The following is a 15,326-nucleotide window of genomic DNA, read 5'->3' as shown; positions in this document are numbered from 1 at the left end:
GGCGGAAGCAATGACGGGAACCACGATGACCACGCCAGTGACGGACACCGAGATCTTCGAGGGTCACGAGGGCGGCAAGCTCTCCGTGGCCGCGACGCGCCCGATCTCCTCGCCCCGTGACCTTTCGGTCGCGTACACGCCTGGCGTGGCGAAGGTGAGCCGCGCGATCGCCGAGGACGCGGCCAAGGCGAAGCGGTACACGTGGGCGGACAGGCTGGTCGTGGTGGTCAGTGACGGTACGGCGGTGCTCGGCCTCGGTGACATCGGCGCGAGCGCCTCGCTGCCGGTCATGGAGGGCAAGTCGGTCCTGTTCAAGACCTTCGGCGGGCTCGACTCGATCCCGCTGGTGCTCGACACCACCGACGTCGACGAGATCATCGAGACCCTGGTCCGGCTGCGCCCGTCGTTCGGCGCGGTGAACCTGGAGGACATCTCGGCGCCGCGCTGCTTCGAGCTGGAGGACCGGCTCAAGGAGGCCCTCGACTGCCCGGTCATGCACGACGACCAGCACGGCACGGCGATCGTCACGCTGGCCGCGCTGCGCGGGGCGAACCAGGTCCTCGGCAAGGACATCTCCGGCCAGCGCGTGGTCGTCTCGGGAGCGGGCGCGGCGGGTGTGGCCTGCGCCAGGATCCTGCAGAACGCCGGCGTCGCGGACGTCACCGTGCTCGACTCGCGCGGCATCATCCACGAGGGTCGCGAAGGCCTGAACCCGATCAAGCAGAAGCTCGCCGAGACCACGAACACGGCCGGTCTGCGCGGCGGCCTCGGCGAGGCGCTGAAGGGCGCCGACGTCTTCCTCGGCCTGTCCGGGGCGACCATCGACGAGACCCTGCTGGCCGGGATGGCCGACGACGCGATCGTGTTCGCGCTGTCCAATCCCGACCCGGAGGTCCACCCGGTCGTGGCGTCGCGGTACGCCAAGATCGTGGCGACCGGGCGCAGCGACTTCCCGAACCAGATCAACAACGTGCTGGCGTTCCCCGGCGTCTTCCGCGGCGCGCTGGACTCCGGCGCGCGGGCGATCACGGAGAACATGAAGCTGGCCGCGGCCGAAGCGATCTTCGCCGTGGCGCAGGACGACCTCGGCCCGGACCGGATCGTCCCGAGCCCGCTGGACCCGCGTGTCGCGCCCGAGGTGGCCGCCGCGGTCGCGAAGGCCGCCGAGGCCGACGGCGTGGTGTGACGGTCCCTTTCACACTCGCTCAAGCGCCATGAAAGGCCCCTTCATTGCAAAATTCGCAATGAAGGGGCCTTTCATGGCGTGTGGGGGTTGCGCACGTCAGCCGGTAGGGATGGACAGATCGGCGCCGGGGACGAGGACGGAACCGGACAGCTGTGAGTCGGGCGAGTAGATCGTGCAGAAGACGGTGCGCACGCCGTTTTCCCAGCTCTCGCGTCCGGGCCCCAGGTAGCTCAGCTCGGCGTGGACACCTGACGCCTCGAGTCGCGGACGGTCCACGTTCTTGGCCATGATCCGCTGGCACTGAACCACGGCCTCCGCTCGCAGCTTTTCGGCACCGGGCCAGGAGGTGTCCGCCGGAGTGAAGGCCCCGATCGCTTCGGCGGCGTGCGCGCTCCCGCACGAAGTGAGTTCGACGGCGGCGAAAGTGCCTTTGACCGCGGGTTGATCGAAGCATCGCCCGACTTCAGGTGCGTGCGTCGGCGCGTCCTGCCGGCGGGGTCGCGCAACTCGCGCTCGGCGGGCTCGCGGTGTAGCGGTCCGGGTCCCCCATGGTGTTCCCGAGCAGCGCGACCCAGCCGATGGCCCAGAACGCGGCGGCCGCGAGGCCGCCGATCGCCAGGCCCCCGGCCCTGCTGTTTCCCGGGCCGGTCTGGGTGAGGGCGATGATGCCCAGGATGATCGCGGGGAGCAGCGGCAGGCAGCCGGCCAGGCCCAGTACGAGCGTGGCGATCGCCACGCCGCTGGTCGAACCTGTACGGCTGTGCTATCGGCGTTCCGTGGCCTTGAGGTCCGTGCATGGGACCGAACCTGGAAAGACCGCATGAAGTTCCGATGACACAACGGCCGGAAGCGCGGCTCAGCCGAGCAGCTCGGCCAGCCGGTGCCGCGGCAGGTCGATCAGCCGCGCGTCCGTCAGGTCCGGCGGCACGTCGAGCGAGACGTTCGCGAGCCGTGCGTGCGCCCGGGTCAGCAGTTCTTCCTGGTGGTCGACGGCGTCCGCGACGACGATGGCGTGCCGGTTGTCCGGGGTGCTCCGCAACAGCCGCAGCTTGTACTTCGCGCCGATCAGCCGGTTCAGCGCGGCCTGCGCCTCGGCGTTCGTCAGGTCGGGATGCGAGTTCGGGACCAGCAGCGCCAGCCTTCGCGCGTTGGTGCCCAGCAGGGTCCGTAGCAGCCACGGGCCGGGGTCGGCCGAAAGGTCCATCGCGACCGCGTCGCCCTCCGGGCCGGAGCCGGACCAGTCGACCGGACGCGACTCGAGCGCCAGCCCGCCTTCGGTGGCGATCTCGTGCAGCTTGTCCAGCAGTGACGGCTTGGCCGCACCGGCGGATTCCACCGACTGCGGGCCGTGCGTGTAGATCGCCGCCTTCCCCTTGCCGCCGCGGTTCTTCTTCGACTTCGCGGTCGGCTGGCAGACGTAGAGGTCCGCCGCGCTCCCGATCGCCTGCGCGCCGAAGTACCGGTTGAAGTCCGGCAGGATCGCCTCGAAGGTCAGCCCGAGCGTCGCGAGCGCCCGCTGCACCTGCGCGCCCAGCGCGGGATGGCGCGGGCTGTAACCGTAGGCGAGCAGCAGTCGTCCGTCCGAGGGTTCGGTGAGCGCCTGCACCCCGCGTGCCGCGAACAACCCCATTCCTTCGGGCGTGTAAGGCGGATCACTGAACACGAGATCCATCCGCCCGGTCACCGAGGGTGGGAGGCCGACGCGCAGATCCGTGTGCAGGGTGCGGATGGACCGCTCGCCGAGTTCGTCGATGTAGGCGAGAACACGATCGTCGAGGTCGACGACGGTGAGGTCCGCGTCGGGCCGCAACGCGCGCACGGCCAGTGACGTGAGGTCGTGGTCGCCGAGGAACAGCAGCTTCGCCGTGCCGAGGTCGTACCGCTCGTCCAGCCACAACGCCCGGTTCAGCACCGTTTCCGGCGTCGCCTGCACGTGGTCCAGCGCGGCCAGCGGCGCGGGCACGTTCTCGACGTAGCTGGTGATGATCTTCAGCAGGTCGGGGTCGGATTTCCGGTCCCGTGCCTCGAAGCGCGCGTACTTCTCGCGCGCGGCGGGGGTCAGCCGGAAGCGGGCCTCGTTCCGCTCGAGGTCGTCGCCGAGCGCGTTCAGGACGTCTTCGACACTCCGGCGTGGCGCGGTGCTGATCCGGACCAGTTCGCCGAGGTCACGCCAATCCGTCCGGAGCAGGGAAATCACCTGATGGAGCGGTCGCACGTGGACACCGTGCGCCGCGAGGACGTCATCGACGGAGGAACTCACGCCACGCAGCCTAGGCCGTGTCCTGTGCGGCACGCTCGCGGTCTCCACGCCCAGGCTGCCCTGGATCACGGAGCCCATCGAGCGTGCCGCACAGGACACGGCCGGTGACCCGCCCCCTGGGACACCGTGCCAACAGGGCCGATCTGGGCTACGGTTTTTCGACCAGACATGGGGAGAGACACGTGACTATCGAGTTCCGTGGCGTGACCAAGCGGTATCCGGACGGGACGGTCGCGGTCGACGACCTGAACCTCACCGTGGAGGACGGCACCATCACCGTCTTCGTCGGGCCGTCCGGCTGCGGCAAGACCACGTCGCTGCGGATGATCAACCGGATGGTGGAGCCGACTTCGGGCACGGTGCTGCTCGACGGCAAGGACGTCAGCGACGGCGACCCGGCGTTGCTGCGCCGCGGCATCGGCTACGTCATCCAGCACGCCGGCCTCTTTCCACACAGGACGGTGCTGGACAACGTCGCCACCGTGCCGCTGCTGTCCGGCTGGGACAAGGGCAAGGCACGCAAGCGCGCGGCCGAGCTGCTCGAAACCGTCGGCCTGCCCGCGGAGCTCGGGAAGCGGTACCCCGCACAGCTTTCCGGTGGCCAGCAGCAGCGCGTCGGCGTCGCCAGGGCGCTCGCGGCGGATTCGCCGGTGCTGCTGATGGACGAGCCGTTCTCCGCCGTCGACCCGATCGTCCGCGAGGAACTGCAGGACGAGTTGTTGCGTCTTCAATCGCAGCTGGGGAAGACGATCGTCTTCGTCACCCACGACATCGACGAGGCCGTGCGGCTGGGCGACAAGATCGCGGTGCTCCGCGTCGGCGGGGTGCTCGCGCAGTACGGCACGCCTTCGGACGTGTTGCGTCATCCCGTCGACGACTTCGTCGCGTCCTTCGTGGGCAAGGATCGCGGCTACCGCGGGCTGTCCTTCCTGTCGGCGGACGGGATCGTCGTCGAAGAGGTCAAGCGGGTCGAGGTCGGCAAGCCCGCCCCCGAGCCGTCCGACGACTGGCAGGTCGCGGTCAACGCCGAGGGCCAGCCTCGCGGCTGGCTGCGTCCTGGGTCCACTGTGGACGGTGAACTCGCGGAGACCGATCTCGTCGCGGGCGGATCCCTGTACGTCCAGGGTGCGCCGATCCGGGGCGCGCTCGACGCCGCGCTTTCGTCGCCCGCGAGCCTCGGTGTCGTGGTCGACGCCGACCAGAAGGTCCTCGGCGTGGTCAGAGCCCGGCAAGTCCTCGAGGTGATCGAAGCGCCGTCGCTGAGTTCCTGATGGGGGACTTCTTCGCGGAGCTCGGCCGCTACCTGGGCAGCGCCAACAACCGGTCGCAGTTCTTCGGCGACCTGCTCGACCACATCTACCTTTCGCTGGTCCCGCTGGCGCTGGGCCTGGTGATCGCGGTGCTGGCGGGTTGGCTCGGCCATCGCTACCGGGCCGTGTGCAACGTACTGCTCGTGGTGTCGAACCTGCTGTACACGATCCCGTCACTCGCCCTGTTCGTGGTGATCCCGGGCATCATCGGTTCGAAGATCCTCGACAGCGTCAACGTCATCGTCGCGCTCACCGTCTACACCGCCGCCCTGCTCGTGCGCCCGGTGCTGGACGCGCTCGACGCCGTCCCGCCGCACGTCGTCGCCGCGGCCACGGCGATCGGCTACAAACCCGCGCGCCGCTTCCTCGCCGTCGAGCTGCCGCTTTCGGTGCCGGTGCTCGCGGCGGGCGTCCGGGTGGCTTCGGTCAGCAACATCAGCCTGGTCAGTGTCGGCGCGCTGATCGGCACAGGCGGGCTCGGCGTGTTGTTCACCGACGGTTTCCAGCGCGAGTACTTCTCGCCGATCGTCGTCGGGATCGTCGCGACCCTGCTGCTCGCGCTGATCGTGGACCTGGTGCTGGTCCAGCTCCGCAATCTCCTCACACCCTGGGACCGGGTGGCGACCAAGGCGGGGGCGAAATGATCGGCGACGTCCTGAACTGGTTCGGCGACCCGGCCCACTGGCAGGGCGCGGACGGCGTCCCGGCCCGGCTGTTGCAGCATCTCGGCTTCACGGCGCTGGCACTGGTCTTCGCCCTGTTCATCGCGATCCCGCTCGGGCTCTACGTGGGGCACACGGGCCGCGGCGCGGTGCTGCTGGTGAGTGGCGGCAACGCGATCCGCGCGTTGCCGACGCTGGGGCTGGTGACCTTCCTGTTCCTGCTCTTCACCGAAAGCGAGCTCTCGACGATCATCGGGCTCGTGGTACTCGCCATCCCGCCGATCCTCGCCGGGACGTACGCGGGTCTCCAGGCGACCGACCACGGCGTGGTCGACGCGGCGCAGGGCATCGGAATGACCGGCTGGCAACGGTTGTGGAAGGTCGAGGTGCCCATCTCGCTGCCGCTGGTGCTCGGCGGGGTGCGGAACTCGGTGCTGCAACTGGTGGCGACGGCCGCCGTGGCCGCCTACGTCGGGCTCGGCGGGCTCGGCCGGTTCCTGCTCGACGGACTGGCCATTTTGGACTATCCGCAGGTGGTCGCGGGCGCGGTGTTGACGACGTTGCTCGCGGTCGTGCTCGACCTCGCGCTGGCGGGTGTCCAGCGAGTGCTGGTGCCCAAGGGAGTTCGGCTGGCGCAGGCCGCGAGCGGGAAGAAGGCGAAGGCATGAGGCGGAGGGTGGCGGCTCTGTTCGCCGGTATCGCTTTGCTCGCTGCGGGCTGTGGCAACCCGCTCGCCGGAGGCGCCGAGGGCGGGGCGACCGGCGACATCATCATCGGCGCGTCCGACGTCGGGGAAAGCCTTCTGCTGGCCCAGATCTACGCGGGCGCGCTGCGCAACGCGGGCGCCGAGAACGTGACCGTGCGCCCGCCCGTCGGCAGCCGCGAGGTCGTCGTCAAGGCCCTGCAGGACAAATCGCTTTCGGTGGTGCCGGACTACAGCGGCAACCTGTTGCGCTACTTCGACAAGGACACGCAGGCGACCACACCGCGGGACGTCTACGCGCAGCTGAAACAGAAGCTGCCTTCCGGGTTCGAGGTCCTCGAACAAGCGCCCGCGGAGGACAAGGATCTGCTGGTGGTGCGCAAGGAACTCGCCGATTCCGGGATCCGGACGTTCTCCGATCTGGGCAAGCGGTGCGGGGAATTCGTGTTCGGCGGTCCCGGCCAGTGGAGCAGCCGCTGGAAGGACAAGATCAAGGCGCTCTACGGCTGCGAGTTCGCCGAGATCCGCACGACCGACACCGGCGGCCCGGTCACGGTCGCCGCGCTGAAGTCGGGTGACATCCAGGTCGCGGATCTGTTCAGCACGTCGTCGTCGATCGCCGCGAACGGGTTCGTCCCGCTGGTGGACGACAAGAACATGTTCCCCGCGCAGAACATCGTGCCGCTTGTCGCGAAGGGGACGTTGTCGCCGAAGGAGGTCGACGCGTTGAACCGGGTTTCGGCGGTGCTCACGACCGACGAGCTGACCGAGTTGAACGTCCAGTTCAGCGAGGAGAAGCGCAACCCGCTCGACGTCGCCGAGGAGTTCCTGCGCCGGAACAACCTCCTCGCGCCCGCCTGACCCCATGCATTTCGTCCTCTGAACGCGGTCCTTGCGTGTGCAACTACCGCATTCAGAGGACTAAACGCGGGAGGAGGGCTAGAGGCGGTCGAAGGCGGGTGAGTAGCGGAACTCGCCCTGGAGACCGGGCGTGTACGCGCGCAGGGTGCGGACCTGGAAGTGCGGCGCCCATTCCGCGACCGGCGGCGTGATCCCGTGCCGCGAGGCGAGCACGAAGCCGAAGCGGGAGTAGTAGTTCGGGTCGCCCAGCAGGACCACGGCGCCGTAACCGAGCGCGTCCGCCGCGCCGAGCACGGCGTGCACGAGCGCGGAGCCGACGCCGGAAGCGTGATGCCGGGGCAGGACTCCGAGCGGGCCGAGACCGACCGTGGACTTCTCGTCGGAGCCGAGTTTGGCCGGGCTGCAGCAGACGTGCCCGACGACCTCCCTGTCGCGTTCGGCCACGATGGACAGTGCGCCGATCAGGTCACCGTCCTCCCGCAGTTCGTCGACGAGTTTCGCCTCGACCACCGGGACACTGAGTTTCTCGAACGCGGCCAGATGGACGGCGTGGATCGCCTCGCGGTCGGCCGGGGTTTCCTGTCGGAGCAGCATGCGCCCGAGTGTGCTCCATCCGAAGGTAGGATGGAAATCGATTTCCGCGCCGCGAGGTCGCGACTTTAGTAGGCGGCCATCCGTGTGTACTTCCACGGCGTTGAAACGGCCGAGGGGACGGAAAACGACCACCAGATGTGCGGATCCCCAATTCTTCGTGGGCCGTACGGCGGTAAAACGCGACTAAAGGCGGGGGCTGAACGGTGCCCGAGCTGCGTCGACGCGACGTCCATTACTACCGGGATGTCCGTAATGCAAGGTCTTCCTTGGGGTGAAACCGCGACTTAGTCTCAGCCTGCGCTCCTAAGTGGAACGCGCTTCACCTCTGAGTCACCCCAACGATCCGGCGGGCTTCGTCATGCCCGTGGGTCGACCCTGCCTGGGAGGAATATCTTGAACAATTCCCTGGGAACCTTGAAGAGACGACTGCCCGCCTTCGGTGTGGCCGCGGCCGTCGCCGTGCTGACGGCGCTGGGCGGCACCACCGTCGCGTCGGCGGCCGAGGGTTCGATCGTCAACGCGGGTAGCGACAAGGCGATCAAGGACAGCTACATCGTCGTGCTGAAGGACGGCTCGTCGGTCGAAGCCACCGCGAAGAGCGTGACCCAGCGCCACGGCGGCACGGTCGAGAAGACCTTCGCGTCTTCGGTCCGTGGTTTCTCCGGTGCGCTGACCGAAAAGCAGGCGAAGCGCGTCGCCGCCGACCCCGCCGTCGCGTACGTGGAGCAGAACCAGACCGTCTCGATCTCGGCGGACCAGCTGAACCCGCCGTCGTGGGGCCTGGACCGGGTCGATCAGCAGAGCCTTCCGCTCAACCAGAAGTACAGCTACAGCACCACGGCGTCGAACGTCACCGCGTACGTCATCGACACCGGCATCCTCACCACGCACCCGGACTTCGGCGGGCGCGCGACCCATGGCCGTGACACGGTCGACAACGACAACAACGCCACGGACTGCCAGGGCCACGGCACCCACGTCGCCGGCACCATCGGCGGTACCGCGCACGGTCTGGCCAAGGGGGTCAAGCTCGTCGCCGTCCGCGTGCTGAACTGCTCCGGTTCCGGGACGACCGCCGGCGTCATCGCCGGTGTCGACTGGGTGACCGCGAACGCCGTCAAGCCCGCCGTCGCGAACATGAGCCTCGGTGGTGGCGCTTCGACGACCCTCGACCAGGCCGTCCAGCGGTCGATCGCGGCAGGCATCACCTACGGTCTCGCGGCCGGTAACGACACCGGTGCCAACGCCTGCAACACCTCGCCCGCCCGCACGCCGGAAGCGATCACCGTCGGCTCGACGACGAACACGGACGCGCGGTCGAGCTTCTCCAACATCGGCACCTGCCTCGACATCTTCGCGCCGGGCAGCGGCATCACGTCGACGTGGCTGAACAACGGCACCAACACCATCAGCGGTACCTCGATGGCGACCCCGCACGTCGTGGGCGCGGCGGCCCTGTACGCCTCCGCCAACCCGACGGCCACGCCGAAGCAGGTCCGTGACGCGCTGGTCGCCAACGGCACCAAGGACAAGGTGACCAACCCGGGCACCGGGTCGCCGAACGTGCTGCTCTACACCGGCGCCGGCGGTGGCCCCGACCCCGAGCCGACCCCCTGTGGCACGCAGACCAACAGCGGCGTCGTCGCCATCCCCGACGCCGGTGCCGCGGTGACCAGCACGATCACCGTCGCGAACTGCGCCCGCAACGCCTCGGCCACCACCAAGGTCGCGGTGAACATCACGCACACCTACGTCGGTGACCTCGTCATCGACCTGGTCGCGCCGGACGGCAGCTCCTACCGCCTGAAGGGTTCGAGCAACGACTCGTCCGACAACATCAACACCACCTACACCGCCAACGTCTCGAGCGAGGCCGCGAACGGTGCCTGGAAGCTGAAGGTCCAGGACGTCTACCGGATCGACACCGGCACGCTCAACAGCTGGTCGCTGACCGTCTGATCCACCCCTGGAGTACGTGAAGGCCCCCTTCCTCCTGCTGGGAAGGGGGCCTTCCCGTCTCCGGAGAGTGATTCGGCGCCCAGTTGCGGCGTTCGTCCACTAAGGACCTTCGCGAGGCTTTAACCTCTCCGCATGCAGCCCGGACCGCCCTATCAGCAGGGACCTCAGCAGCCGTATCCGCCGCAGGGATATCCGGGGTATCCGCCGCCCGGATACGGCCCGCCGCCCAAGAAGTCGAACACCGGGCTCATCGTCGGCCTCGTCATCGGCGCGGTCGTGCTGCTCGGCGGTGGCGGGGTCGCGGCCTTCCTGCTGCTGTCCGACTCCGGTTCGTCGTCGACCGCGGCGCCGACGTCGTCCAAGAAGACCGGTCCGCCGGACAAGTACTCCAAGCTGCCCACCTGCCAGAAGATCGGGACCGGGGTGAGGAACCTGCCGCCGCTCGAAACCCCGAAGGGCGAGGAGCCGGCGAGCACCTCGAACAACGACATCATCTACACCGCGTCGTCGTGTTCCTGGCGCGAATACGGGGCTCCGTCGGCTTCGGTGACCATGTACCTGGCGAAGTCGAAGGAATCGGGCACGGGTGCCGGCGAGGACTGGGCCAAAGCGGGCTACGACAATGCCATGCGGGACGGCGGCGAAGTGATCCCCACCCTCGCCAAGGCGACGAAGGCCGGCTATAACGACATCCGGTCCGATGGGCAGTGCTCGATCAAGCTCTACCAAGGCAACGTCGAAGCGCAGATCATCGTGAGCGGCGCCGACCCGTCCAAACCGCTCGACCAGACGCTGTGCAAGGAGAACGCCTTGAAGGTCGCGAAGGCGACCTCCGAGGCGATCGGTTAGCCGATTTCGGTGACCTGGACCTGCCCGGTCGGCCCGTCGCCGAACGGGTTCTCCCAGCCGTGCCACTCCGCGGCGAGGACGTAGAGCGAACGCCCGTCCTCGCCGCCGAGCGTGCAGGAGAAACAGCCTCGGTCGGCTTCGACCTTCTGAAGCACTTCGCCTCCTTCGCGGACGCGGACGCAGTGCTTGCCCGCCACGTCCGCGTACCAGACGGCGCCGTCGGCATCGAGGCAGATGCCGTCCGGGTGGTCGCCGCCGAGCTCGGCCCATACCCGCCTGCCGGACAGCGAGCCGTCCTCGGCGATGTCGAACGCGGTGAGCCTGCTGCCGTACGACTCGGCGACGATCAGCGTCGCGTCGTCGGGCGTGACGGCCATGCCGTTGCCGAACAGGATGCCGTCGGCGACCTGGCGCATCTCGCCGTCGGGGGTGACGACGGCGATGGCGCCCGGCGCCTGGAAGTCGTTCATCCCGTTGACGAAGGCGTTGCCGCGGCCGTCGACCACGACCTCGTTCCAGAGGGAGGCGACCGGGCTCAGATCCGCGTAGGTGCTCAGGTCCGCGTTGAGCAGGCGAGCGTTCGGGCCGTCGACGATGAGAAGGCGGCCGTCGGGGAGCCAGTCGAAGGTGATCGGCATCGCGGTCGGCACGTTCGCGATCAGTTCGCTCTCACCGCCGGGCGTGACCGCGAGGATCTGACCGCCGCCCCAGTTCGCCAGCCAGAGGCGGCCGTCGTGCCAGCGGGCGGATTCGGGGAGCTTGAGGCCGTCGAGCAGGGTCTTCATGGTGTCTCCTTCGGTCGTTTGCCCACTACACGAACGGGCCTCACCGTTTTCGACACCCCAACGCCGTGAAGGCCTCCTTCCCTACCTTGAGAGTAGGGAAGGAGGCCTTCACGGACTTCTAGGCGATCAGTCGAAGGCCCGCGCGATCAGCGCCTTCTGCTCGACCTCGTGCACCTTGGACGAACCGGCCGACGGCGCCGCCATCGGACGACGCGACACGACGTCCAGGCTGGAGAACACCTCCGGGAGTTTCCGCGGCAGGTTCAGGCCGAAGAACGGCCACGCACCCTGGTTCTCCGGCTCCTCCTGGACCCAGACCGCGGGAGCGCCGTTGTAGCGCTCGAGCGCCGCCAGCAGCTTCTTCTTCGGTAACGGGTAGTACTGCTCGACCCGCACGATCGCGATGTCGTTCGCCTCGCGCTTGGCGCGCTCGGCCACCAGCTCCCAGTACAGCTTGCCGGAGGTCAGCAGGACCTTGCGCACCTTCGACGGGTCGACGTCGGCGTCGTCGATGACCGACATGAACTTCGACTGGCCGGTGAAGTCCTCGACCGCCGAGGTCGCCGCCTTGTTGCGCAGCATCGACTTGGGGGTGAAGACCACCAGCGGCCGGTTGACCCCGTCGAGGGCGTGACGGCGGAGCAGGTGGAAGTAGTTCGCCGGCGTGGACGGCACCGAGACGGTCATCGAGCCTTCGGCGCACAGCGAGAGGAAGCGCTCGATACGGCCGGAGGTGTGGTCCGGGCCCTGGCCTTCGTGGCCGTGCGGCAGCAGCAGCACGACGTCGGAGAGCTGGCCCCACTTGGCCTCGCCGGAGGAGATGTACTCGTCGATGACGGTCTGCGCCCCGTTGACGAAGTCACCGAACTGCGCTTCCCACATGACCAGCGCTTCGGAGTTGGCCACGGAGTAGCCGTATTCGAAGCCGACCGCCGCGTACTCGGACAGCGCCGAGTCGTAGATCATCACGCGGCCCTGGCCGTCGGCCAGGTTCTGCAGCGGCGAGTACTCCTGGCCGGTCTTGCGGTCGATCAGCACCGAGTGGCGCTGGGTGAAGGTGCCGCGGCGGGAGTCCTGGCCGGACAGCCGCACCAGGCGGCCTTCCATGGCCAGCGAACCGAAGGCGAGCAGCTCACCGAACGCCCAGTCGATGCCGCCCTCACGGGACATCTTGTGGCGGCGTTCCATGACCGGCTTGACCCGCGGGTGCGGGGTGAAGCCCTCGGGCACGTTGAGGAACGCGTCGCCGATGTGCTCGATGACCTCGGTGGTGGTCGCCGTGGGCACCTTCGCCGGGACCTGCTGCTCCTCCTCGACCGAGGGGCTGGCCTTCGCCGGGTGCTTCTCCAGCTCGCGGACCTCGTTGAACACGTGCTCCAGCTGGCTGGAGAAGTCGCGCAACGCGGCTTCGGCCTCGTCGACGGAGATGTCGCCGCGGCCGATCAGCGATTCGGTGTAGGTCTTCCGGACCGAACGCTTCGTGTCGATGATGTCGTACATCGCCGGCTGCGTCATCGAGGGGTCGTCGCCCTCGTTGTGGCCGCGGCGGCGGTAGCAGATCAGGTCGATCACGACGTCCTTGTGGAACGCCTGGCGGTAGTCGACGGCCAGCTTGGCCACCCAGTGCGCGGCCTCGGGGTCGTCGCCGTTCACGTGGAAGATCGGCGAGCCGATCATCTTGGCGACGTCGGTGGCGTACTGGCTCGAACGAGAGTGCTCGGGCGCGGTGGTGAAGCCGACCTGGTTGTTGACGATGACGTGCACGGTGCCGCCGGTGCGGTACCCGCGCAGCAGCGCGAGGTTCAGCGTCTCGGCCACGACACCCTGGCCCGCGAAGGCCGCGTCGCCGTGCATCAGGACAGGCAACACAGTGAAGCCCCCTGTGTCACTGTCACCCTTGTCGAGGATGTCCTGCTTCGCGCGGACGATGCCCTCGAGGACCGGGTCGACGGTCTCCAGGTGCGACGGGTTCGCGGTCAGCGACACCTTGGTCTCGCCGTCGCCGAACATGCGGAAGTACTTGCCCTCGGCGCCGAGGTGGTACTTCACGTCACCGGAACCGTGCGCCTGGCCCGGGTCGAGGTTGCCCTCGAACTCCTGGAAGATCTGCGCGATCGGCTTGCCGACGATGTTCGCGAGCACGTTCAGGCGGCCGCGGTGCGGCATGCCGATGACGACCTCGTCGAGTTCGTGCTCGGCGGCCTTGTCCAGCAGCGTGTCGAGCAGCGGGATCGCCGTCTCGCCGCCTTCGAGGGAGAACCGCTTCTGGCCGACGTACTTGGTCTGCAGGAAGGTCTCGAACGCCTCGGCGGCGTTGAGCTTCGAGAGCACGTACTTCTGGACTGCGGGGTCCGGCTTCTCGTGCGGGATCTCGACGCGGTCCTGGATCCAGCGGCGCTCCTCGGGGTCGAGGATGTGCGTGTACTCGATGCCGACGGTGCGGCAGTACGAGTTGCGCAGCACGCCGAGGATGTCGCGCAGCTTCATCCGCTCCTGGCCGGCGAAGCCGCCGACCGGGAACTCGCGGTCCAGGTCCCACAGGGTCAGGCCATGGGAGAGGACGTCGAGGTCGGCGTGGCTGCGCTGCCGGTAGTTCAGCGGGTCGGTGTCGGCCATCAGGTGACCGCGCATGCGGAAGGCGTCGATCAGCTCGATCACGCGCGCGGTCTTGTCGACCGGGCCGTCCGGGATGTCGGCGACCCAGCGGATCGGCTCGTAGGGCAGGCGCAGGCTGGTGAAGACGTCGTCGTAGAAGCCGTCTTCGCCGAGCAGCAGCTCGTGGATGCGCTTGAGGAACTCGCCCGACTCCGCGCCCTGGATGATGCGGTGGTCGTAGGTCGAGGTCAGCGTCATGATCTTGGAGACGCCGAGGTCGACCAGGGCCTTCTCGCTGGTGCCCTCGAAGTGCGCCGGGTACTGCATGGCGCCGACGCCGATGATCGCGCCCTGGCCCGCCTGCAGGCGCGGCACCGAGTGGTTGGTGCCGATGCCGCCGGGGTTGGTCAGCGAGATCGTGGTGCCGGCGAAGTCGTCGGCGGTCAGCTTGCCGTTGCGGGCCTTCTTGACGATCTCCTCGTAGGCCTGCCAGAACTGCATGAAGGTCATGTTCTCGGTGGCCTTGATGGAGGCCACGACGAGCGTGCGGGCGCCTTCCTTGCCCTTCATGTCGATCGCGAGACCGAAGTTCACGTGCTCCGGCGTGACCGCGAACGGCTTCCCGTCGATCAGCTGGTAGTGCCGGTTCATGTTCGGGAAGTTCTTCAGCGCGCGGACCATCGCGTACCCGATGAGGTGCGTGAAGGAGATCTTGCCGCCGCGCGTGCGCTTGAGGTGGTTGTTGATGACGATGCGGTTGTCGGCCATCAGCTTCGCCGGGACCGCGCGCACACTCGTGGCCGTCGGCACGGACAGCGAGGCGTCCATGTTCTTCGCGATCGCCGCCGCGGCGCCGCGGAGCTGCTTCGACTCCGGCTCGGCGTCCTTCTCGGCGGGGGCCTTCTCAGCCGCCTTGGGCGCGGCCTTGGGTGCCGCCGCCTTCGCCTCGGTCTTCGGGGCCGTCTTCGGCGCAGCCTTCGCCGGGGCGGTCTGCTTCGCGGTGGACTCGGCGTTGCGGACCGTTTGCGGCGTCGGCTTGGCGGCCTGGCCGTTGGTGTCCGGGCTCCCCTTCGCGGTCTCCGCAGAGGTCTGACGTGCGTCGTCAGCCTTCGCCTGCGCGTCCTGCGTTGGCTTGAAGTCCGCGAAGAAGTCGTGCCAGGCGGCATCGACTGAGCTGGGGTCGGCAAGGAACTGGTCGTACATTTCCTCGACGACCCACTCGTTGGGGCCGAATTGTGACGCAGGGCTGCTGCTGGACACGGCTTGGACTCGCCTCTATCCGTCTCGAGATCTTGAACACCGCTGATGCGCCTACCAGGCTAACCCCCTCGGTCGCGGCCGTGTGATGGAACTGGCCTGTGTGAGGCGTGGCGCACTAGGTGATGGGTCACTGTCTCGATCAAGAGACCGAAAATCGGCCCCGTCCGCGTCCTGCTGGGGAGCAAGGGACCTTTGCTCTCGTTTTCACCGTCCGTGCTGGTCAGGTCACTGTCCCGTCGGCAAAGGTTGGCTGGGACGTCGTGCCCGGACAGCCTGGAGTTCACGTCAGGGGGTTTCCCTGG

Annotated in this window: 12 protein-coding genes and 1 pseudogene; 7 read left to right on the top strand and 6 right to left on the bottom strand. The window is 68.2% G+C overall.

Annotated elements, in window-relative coordinates:
* Positions 1–10 precede the first annotated feature (10 nt).
* Positions 11–1,186 (top strand): NAD(P)-dependent malic enzyme, encoded by a 1,176-nt coding sequence (locus tag AC069I_RS20300; protein WP_425342001.1) that lies wholly within the window; start codon positions 11–13, stop codon positions 1,184–1,186.
* Positions 1,187–1,282: 96 nt separating this feature from the next.
* Here the strand turns inward: AC069I_RS20300 and AC069I_RS20295 are convergent.
* The 3 genes and pseudogenes from AC069I_RS20295 to AC069I_RS20285 form a co-directional block, all read right to left on the bottom strand.
* Positions 1,283–1,648: pseudogene (locus AC069I_RS20295) on the bottom strand (septum formation family protein); the annotation flags it as partial.
* A gap of 1 nt (position 1,649) precedes the next feature.
* Positions 1,650–1,922, bottom strand: a complete 273-nt coding sequence (locus AC069I_RS20290) for a hypothetical protein (protein ID WP_478266243.1) — start codon at positions 1,920–1,922, stop codon at positions 1,650–1,652.
* Positions 1,923–2,042: 120 nt separating this feature from the next.
* Positions 2,043–3,446 (bottom strand): bis-aminopropyl spermidine synthase family protein, encoded by a 1,404-nt coding sequence (locus AC069I_RS20285; RefSeq protein ID WP_478226326.1) that lies wholly within the window; start codon positions 3,444–3,446, stop codon positions 2,043–2,045.
* A 182-nt stretch (positions 3,447–3,628) separates the two neighbouring features.
* Between AC069I_RS20285 and AC069I_RS20280 the strand changes: the two genes are divergently transcribed.
* Genes AC069I_RS20280 through AC069I_RS20265 form a run of 4 tightly spaced genes read left to right on the top strand, consistent with a single transcriptional unit; the run spans position 3,629 to position 6,982 of the window.
* Positions 3,629–4,717 (top strand): ABC transporter ATP-binding protein, encoded by a 1,089-nt coding sequence (locus AC069I_RS20280; RefSeq protein ID WP_478266184.1) that lies wholly within the window; start codon positions 3,629–3,631, stop codon positions 4,715–4,717.
* Entirely contained in the window at positions 4,717–5,400 is a 684-nt protein-coding gene (locus AC069I_RS20275; RefSeq protein WP_340687187.1) for an ABC transporter permease, read from the top strand. The genes AC069I_RS20280 and AC069I_RS20275 overlap by 1 nt, the downstream gene beginning before the upstream one ends.
* Positions 5,397–6,086, top strand: coding sequence for an ABC transporter permease (locus AC069I_RS20270; RefSeq protein ID WP_478266183.1), 690 nt, complete (start codon positions 5,397–5,399; stop codon positions 6,084–6,086). The genes AC069I_RS20275 and AC069I_RS20270 overlap by 4 nt, the downstream gene beginning before the upstream one ends.
* Positions 6,083–6,982, top strand: a complete 900-nt coding sequence (locus AC069I_RS20265; RefSeq protein ID WP_478226329.1) for an ABC transporter substrate-binding protein — start codon at positions 6,083–6,085, stop codon at positions 6,980–6,982. The genes AC069I_RS20270 and AC069I_RS20265 overlap by 4 nt, the downstream gene beginning before the upstream one ends.
* Before the next feature lie 78 nt (positions 6,983–7,060).
* Here the strand turns inward: AC069I_RS20265 and AC069I_RS20260 are convergent, their stop codons facing one another.
* Complete coding sequence (locus tag AC069I_RS20260) at positions 7,061–7,576, bottom strand: GNAT family N-acetyltransferase (RefSeq protein ID WP_478226330.1); 516 nt, start codon at positions 7,574–7,576, stop codon at positions 7,061–7,063.
* A 393-nt stretch (positions 7,577–7,969) separates the two neighbouring features.
* Here AC069I_RS20260 and AC069I_RS20255 point away from each other — a divergent pair, with 393 nt between their 5' ends.
* A complete protein-coding gene (locus AC069I_RS20255) occupies positions 7,970–9,535 on the top strand; it encodes a S8 family peptidase (protein ID WP_478226331.1) in 1,566 nt (521 codons plus the stop codon).
* Between the two features lie 132 nt (positions 9,536–9,667).
* Positions 9,668–10,384 (top strand): hypothetical protein, encoded by a 717-nt coding sequence (locus AC069I_RS20250; RefSeq protein WP_478226332.1) that lies wholly within the window; start codon positions 9,668–9,670, stop codon positions 10,382–10,384.
* Here AC069I_RS20250 and AC069I_RS20245 read toward each other — a convergent pair.
* Positions 10,381–11,169 (bottom strand): SMP-30/gluconolactonase/LRE family protein, encoded by a 789-nt coding sequence (locus AC069I_RS20245; RefSeq protein ID WP_478235222.1) that lies wholly within the window; start codon positions 11,167–11,169, stop codon positions 10,381–10,383. The genes AC069I_RS20250 and AC069I_RS20245 overlap by 4 nt on opposite strands.
* A 126-nt stretch (positions 11,170–11,295) precedes the next feature.
* Positions 11,296–15,024 (bottom strand): multifunctional oxoglutarate decarboxylase/oxoglutarate dehydrogenase thiamine pyrophosphate-binding subunit/dihydrolipoyllysine-residue succinyltransferase subunit, encoded by a 3,729-nt coding sequence (locus AC069I_RS20240; protein WP_478266182.1) that lies wholly within the window; start codon positions 15,022–15,024, stop codon positions 11,296–11,298.
* Between the last annotated feature and the right edge of the window lie 302 nt (positions 15,025–15,326).

Source organism: Amycolatopsis sp. NPDC043885 (genome assembly GCF_056435685.1).
Note: the sequence above shows the minus strand (reverse complement) of the source record. Positions and strands in the feature narration are given on the sequence as shown.

Bases quoted from the DNA above. Each gene is read 5' to 3' on its own strand.
- AC069I_RS20265 (WP_478226329.1), top strand. From the start codon at position 6,083: ATGAGGCGGAGGGTGGCGGCTCTGTTCGCCGGTATCGCTTTGCTCGCT.
- AC069I_RS20275 (WP_340687187.1), top strand. From the start codon at position 4,717: ATGGGGGACTTCTTCGCGGAGCTCGGCCGCTACCTGGGCAGCGCCAAC.
- AC069I_RS20250 (WP_478226332.1), top strand. From the start codon at position 9,668: ATGCAGCCCGGACCGCCCTATCAGCAGGGACCTCAGCAGCCGTATCCG.
- AC069I_RS20260 (WP_478226330.1), bottom strand. From the start codon at position 7,576: ATGCTGCTCCGACAGGAAACCCCGGCCGACCGCGAGGCGATCCACGCC.
- AC069I_RS20300 (WP_425342001.1), top strand. From the start codon at position 11: ATGACGGGAACCACGATGACCACGCCAGTGACGGACACCGAGATCTTC.
- AC069I_RS20245 (WP_478235222.1), bottom strand. From the start codon at position 11,169: ATGAAGACCCTGCTCGACGGCCTCAAGCTCCCCGAATCCGCCCGCTGG.
- AC069I_RS20270 (WP_478266183.1), top strand. From the start codon at position 5,397: ATGATCGGCGACGTCCTGAACTGGTTCGGCGACCCGGCCCACTGGCAG.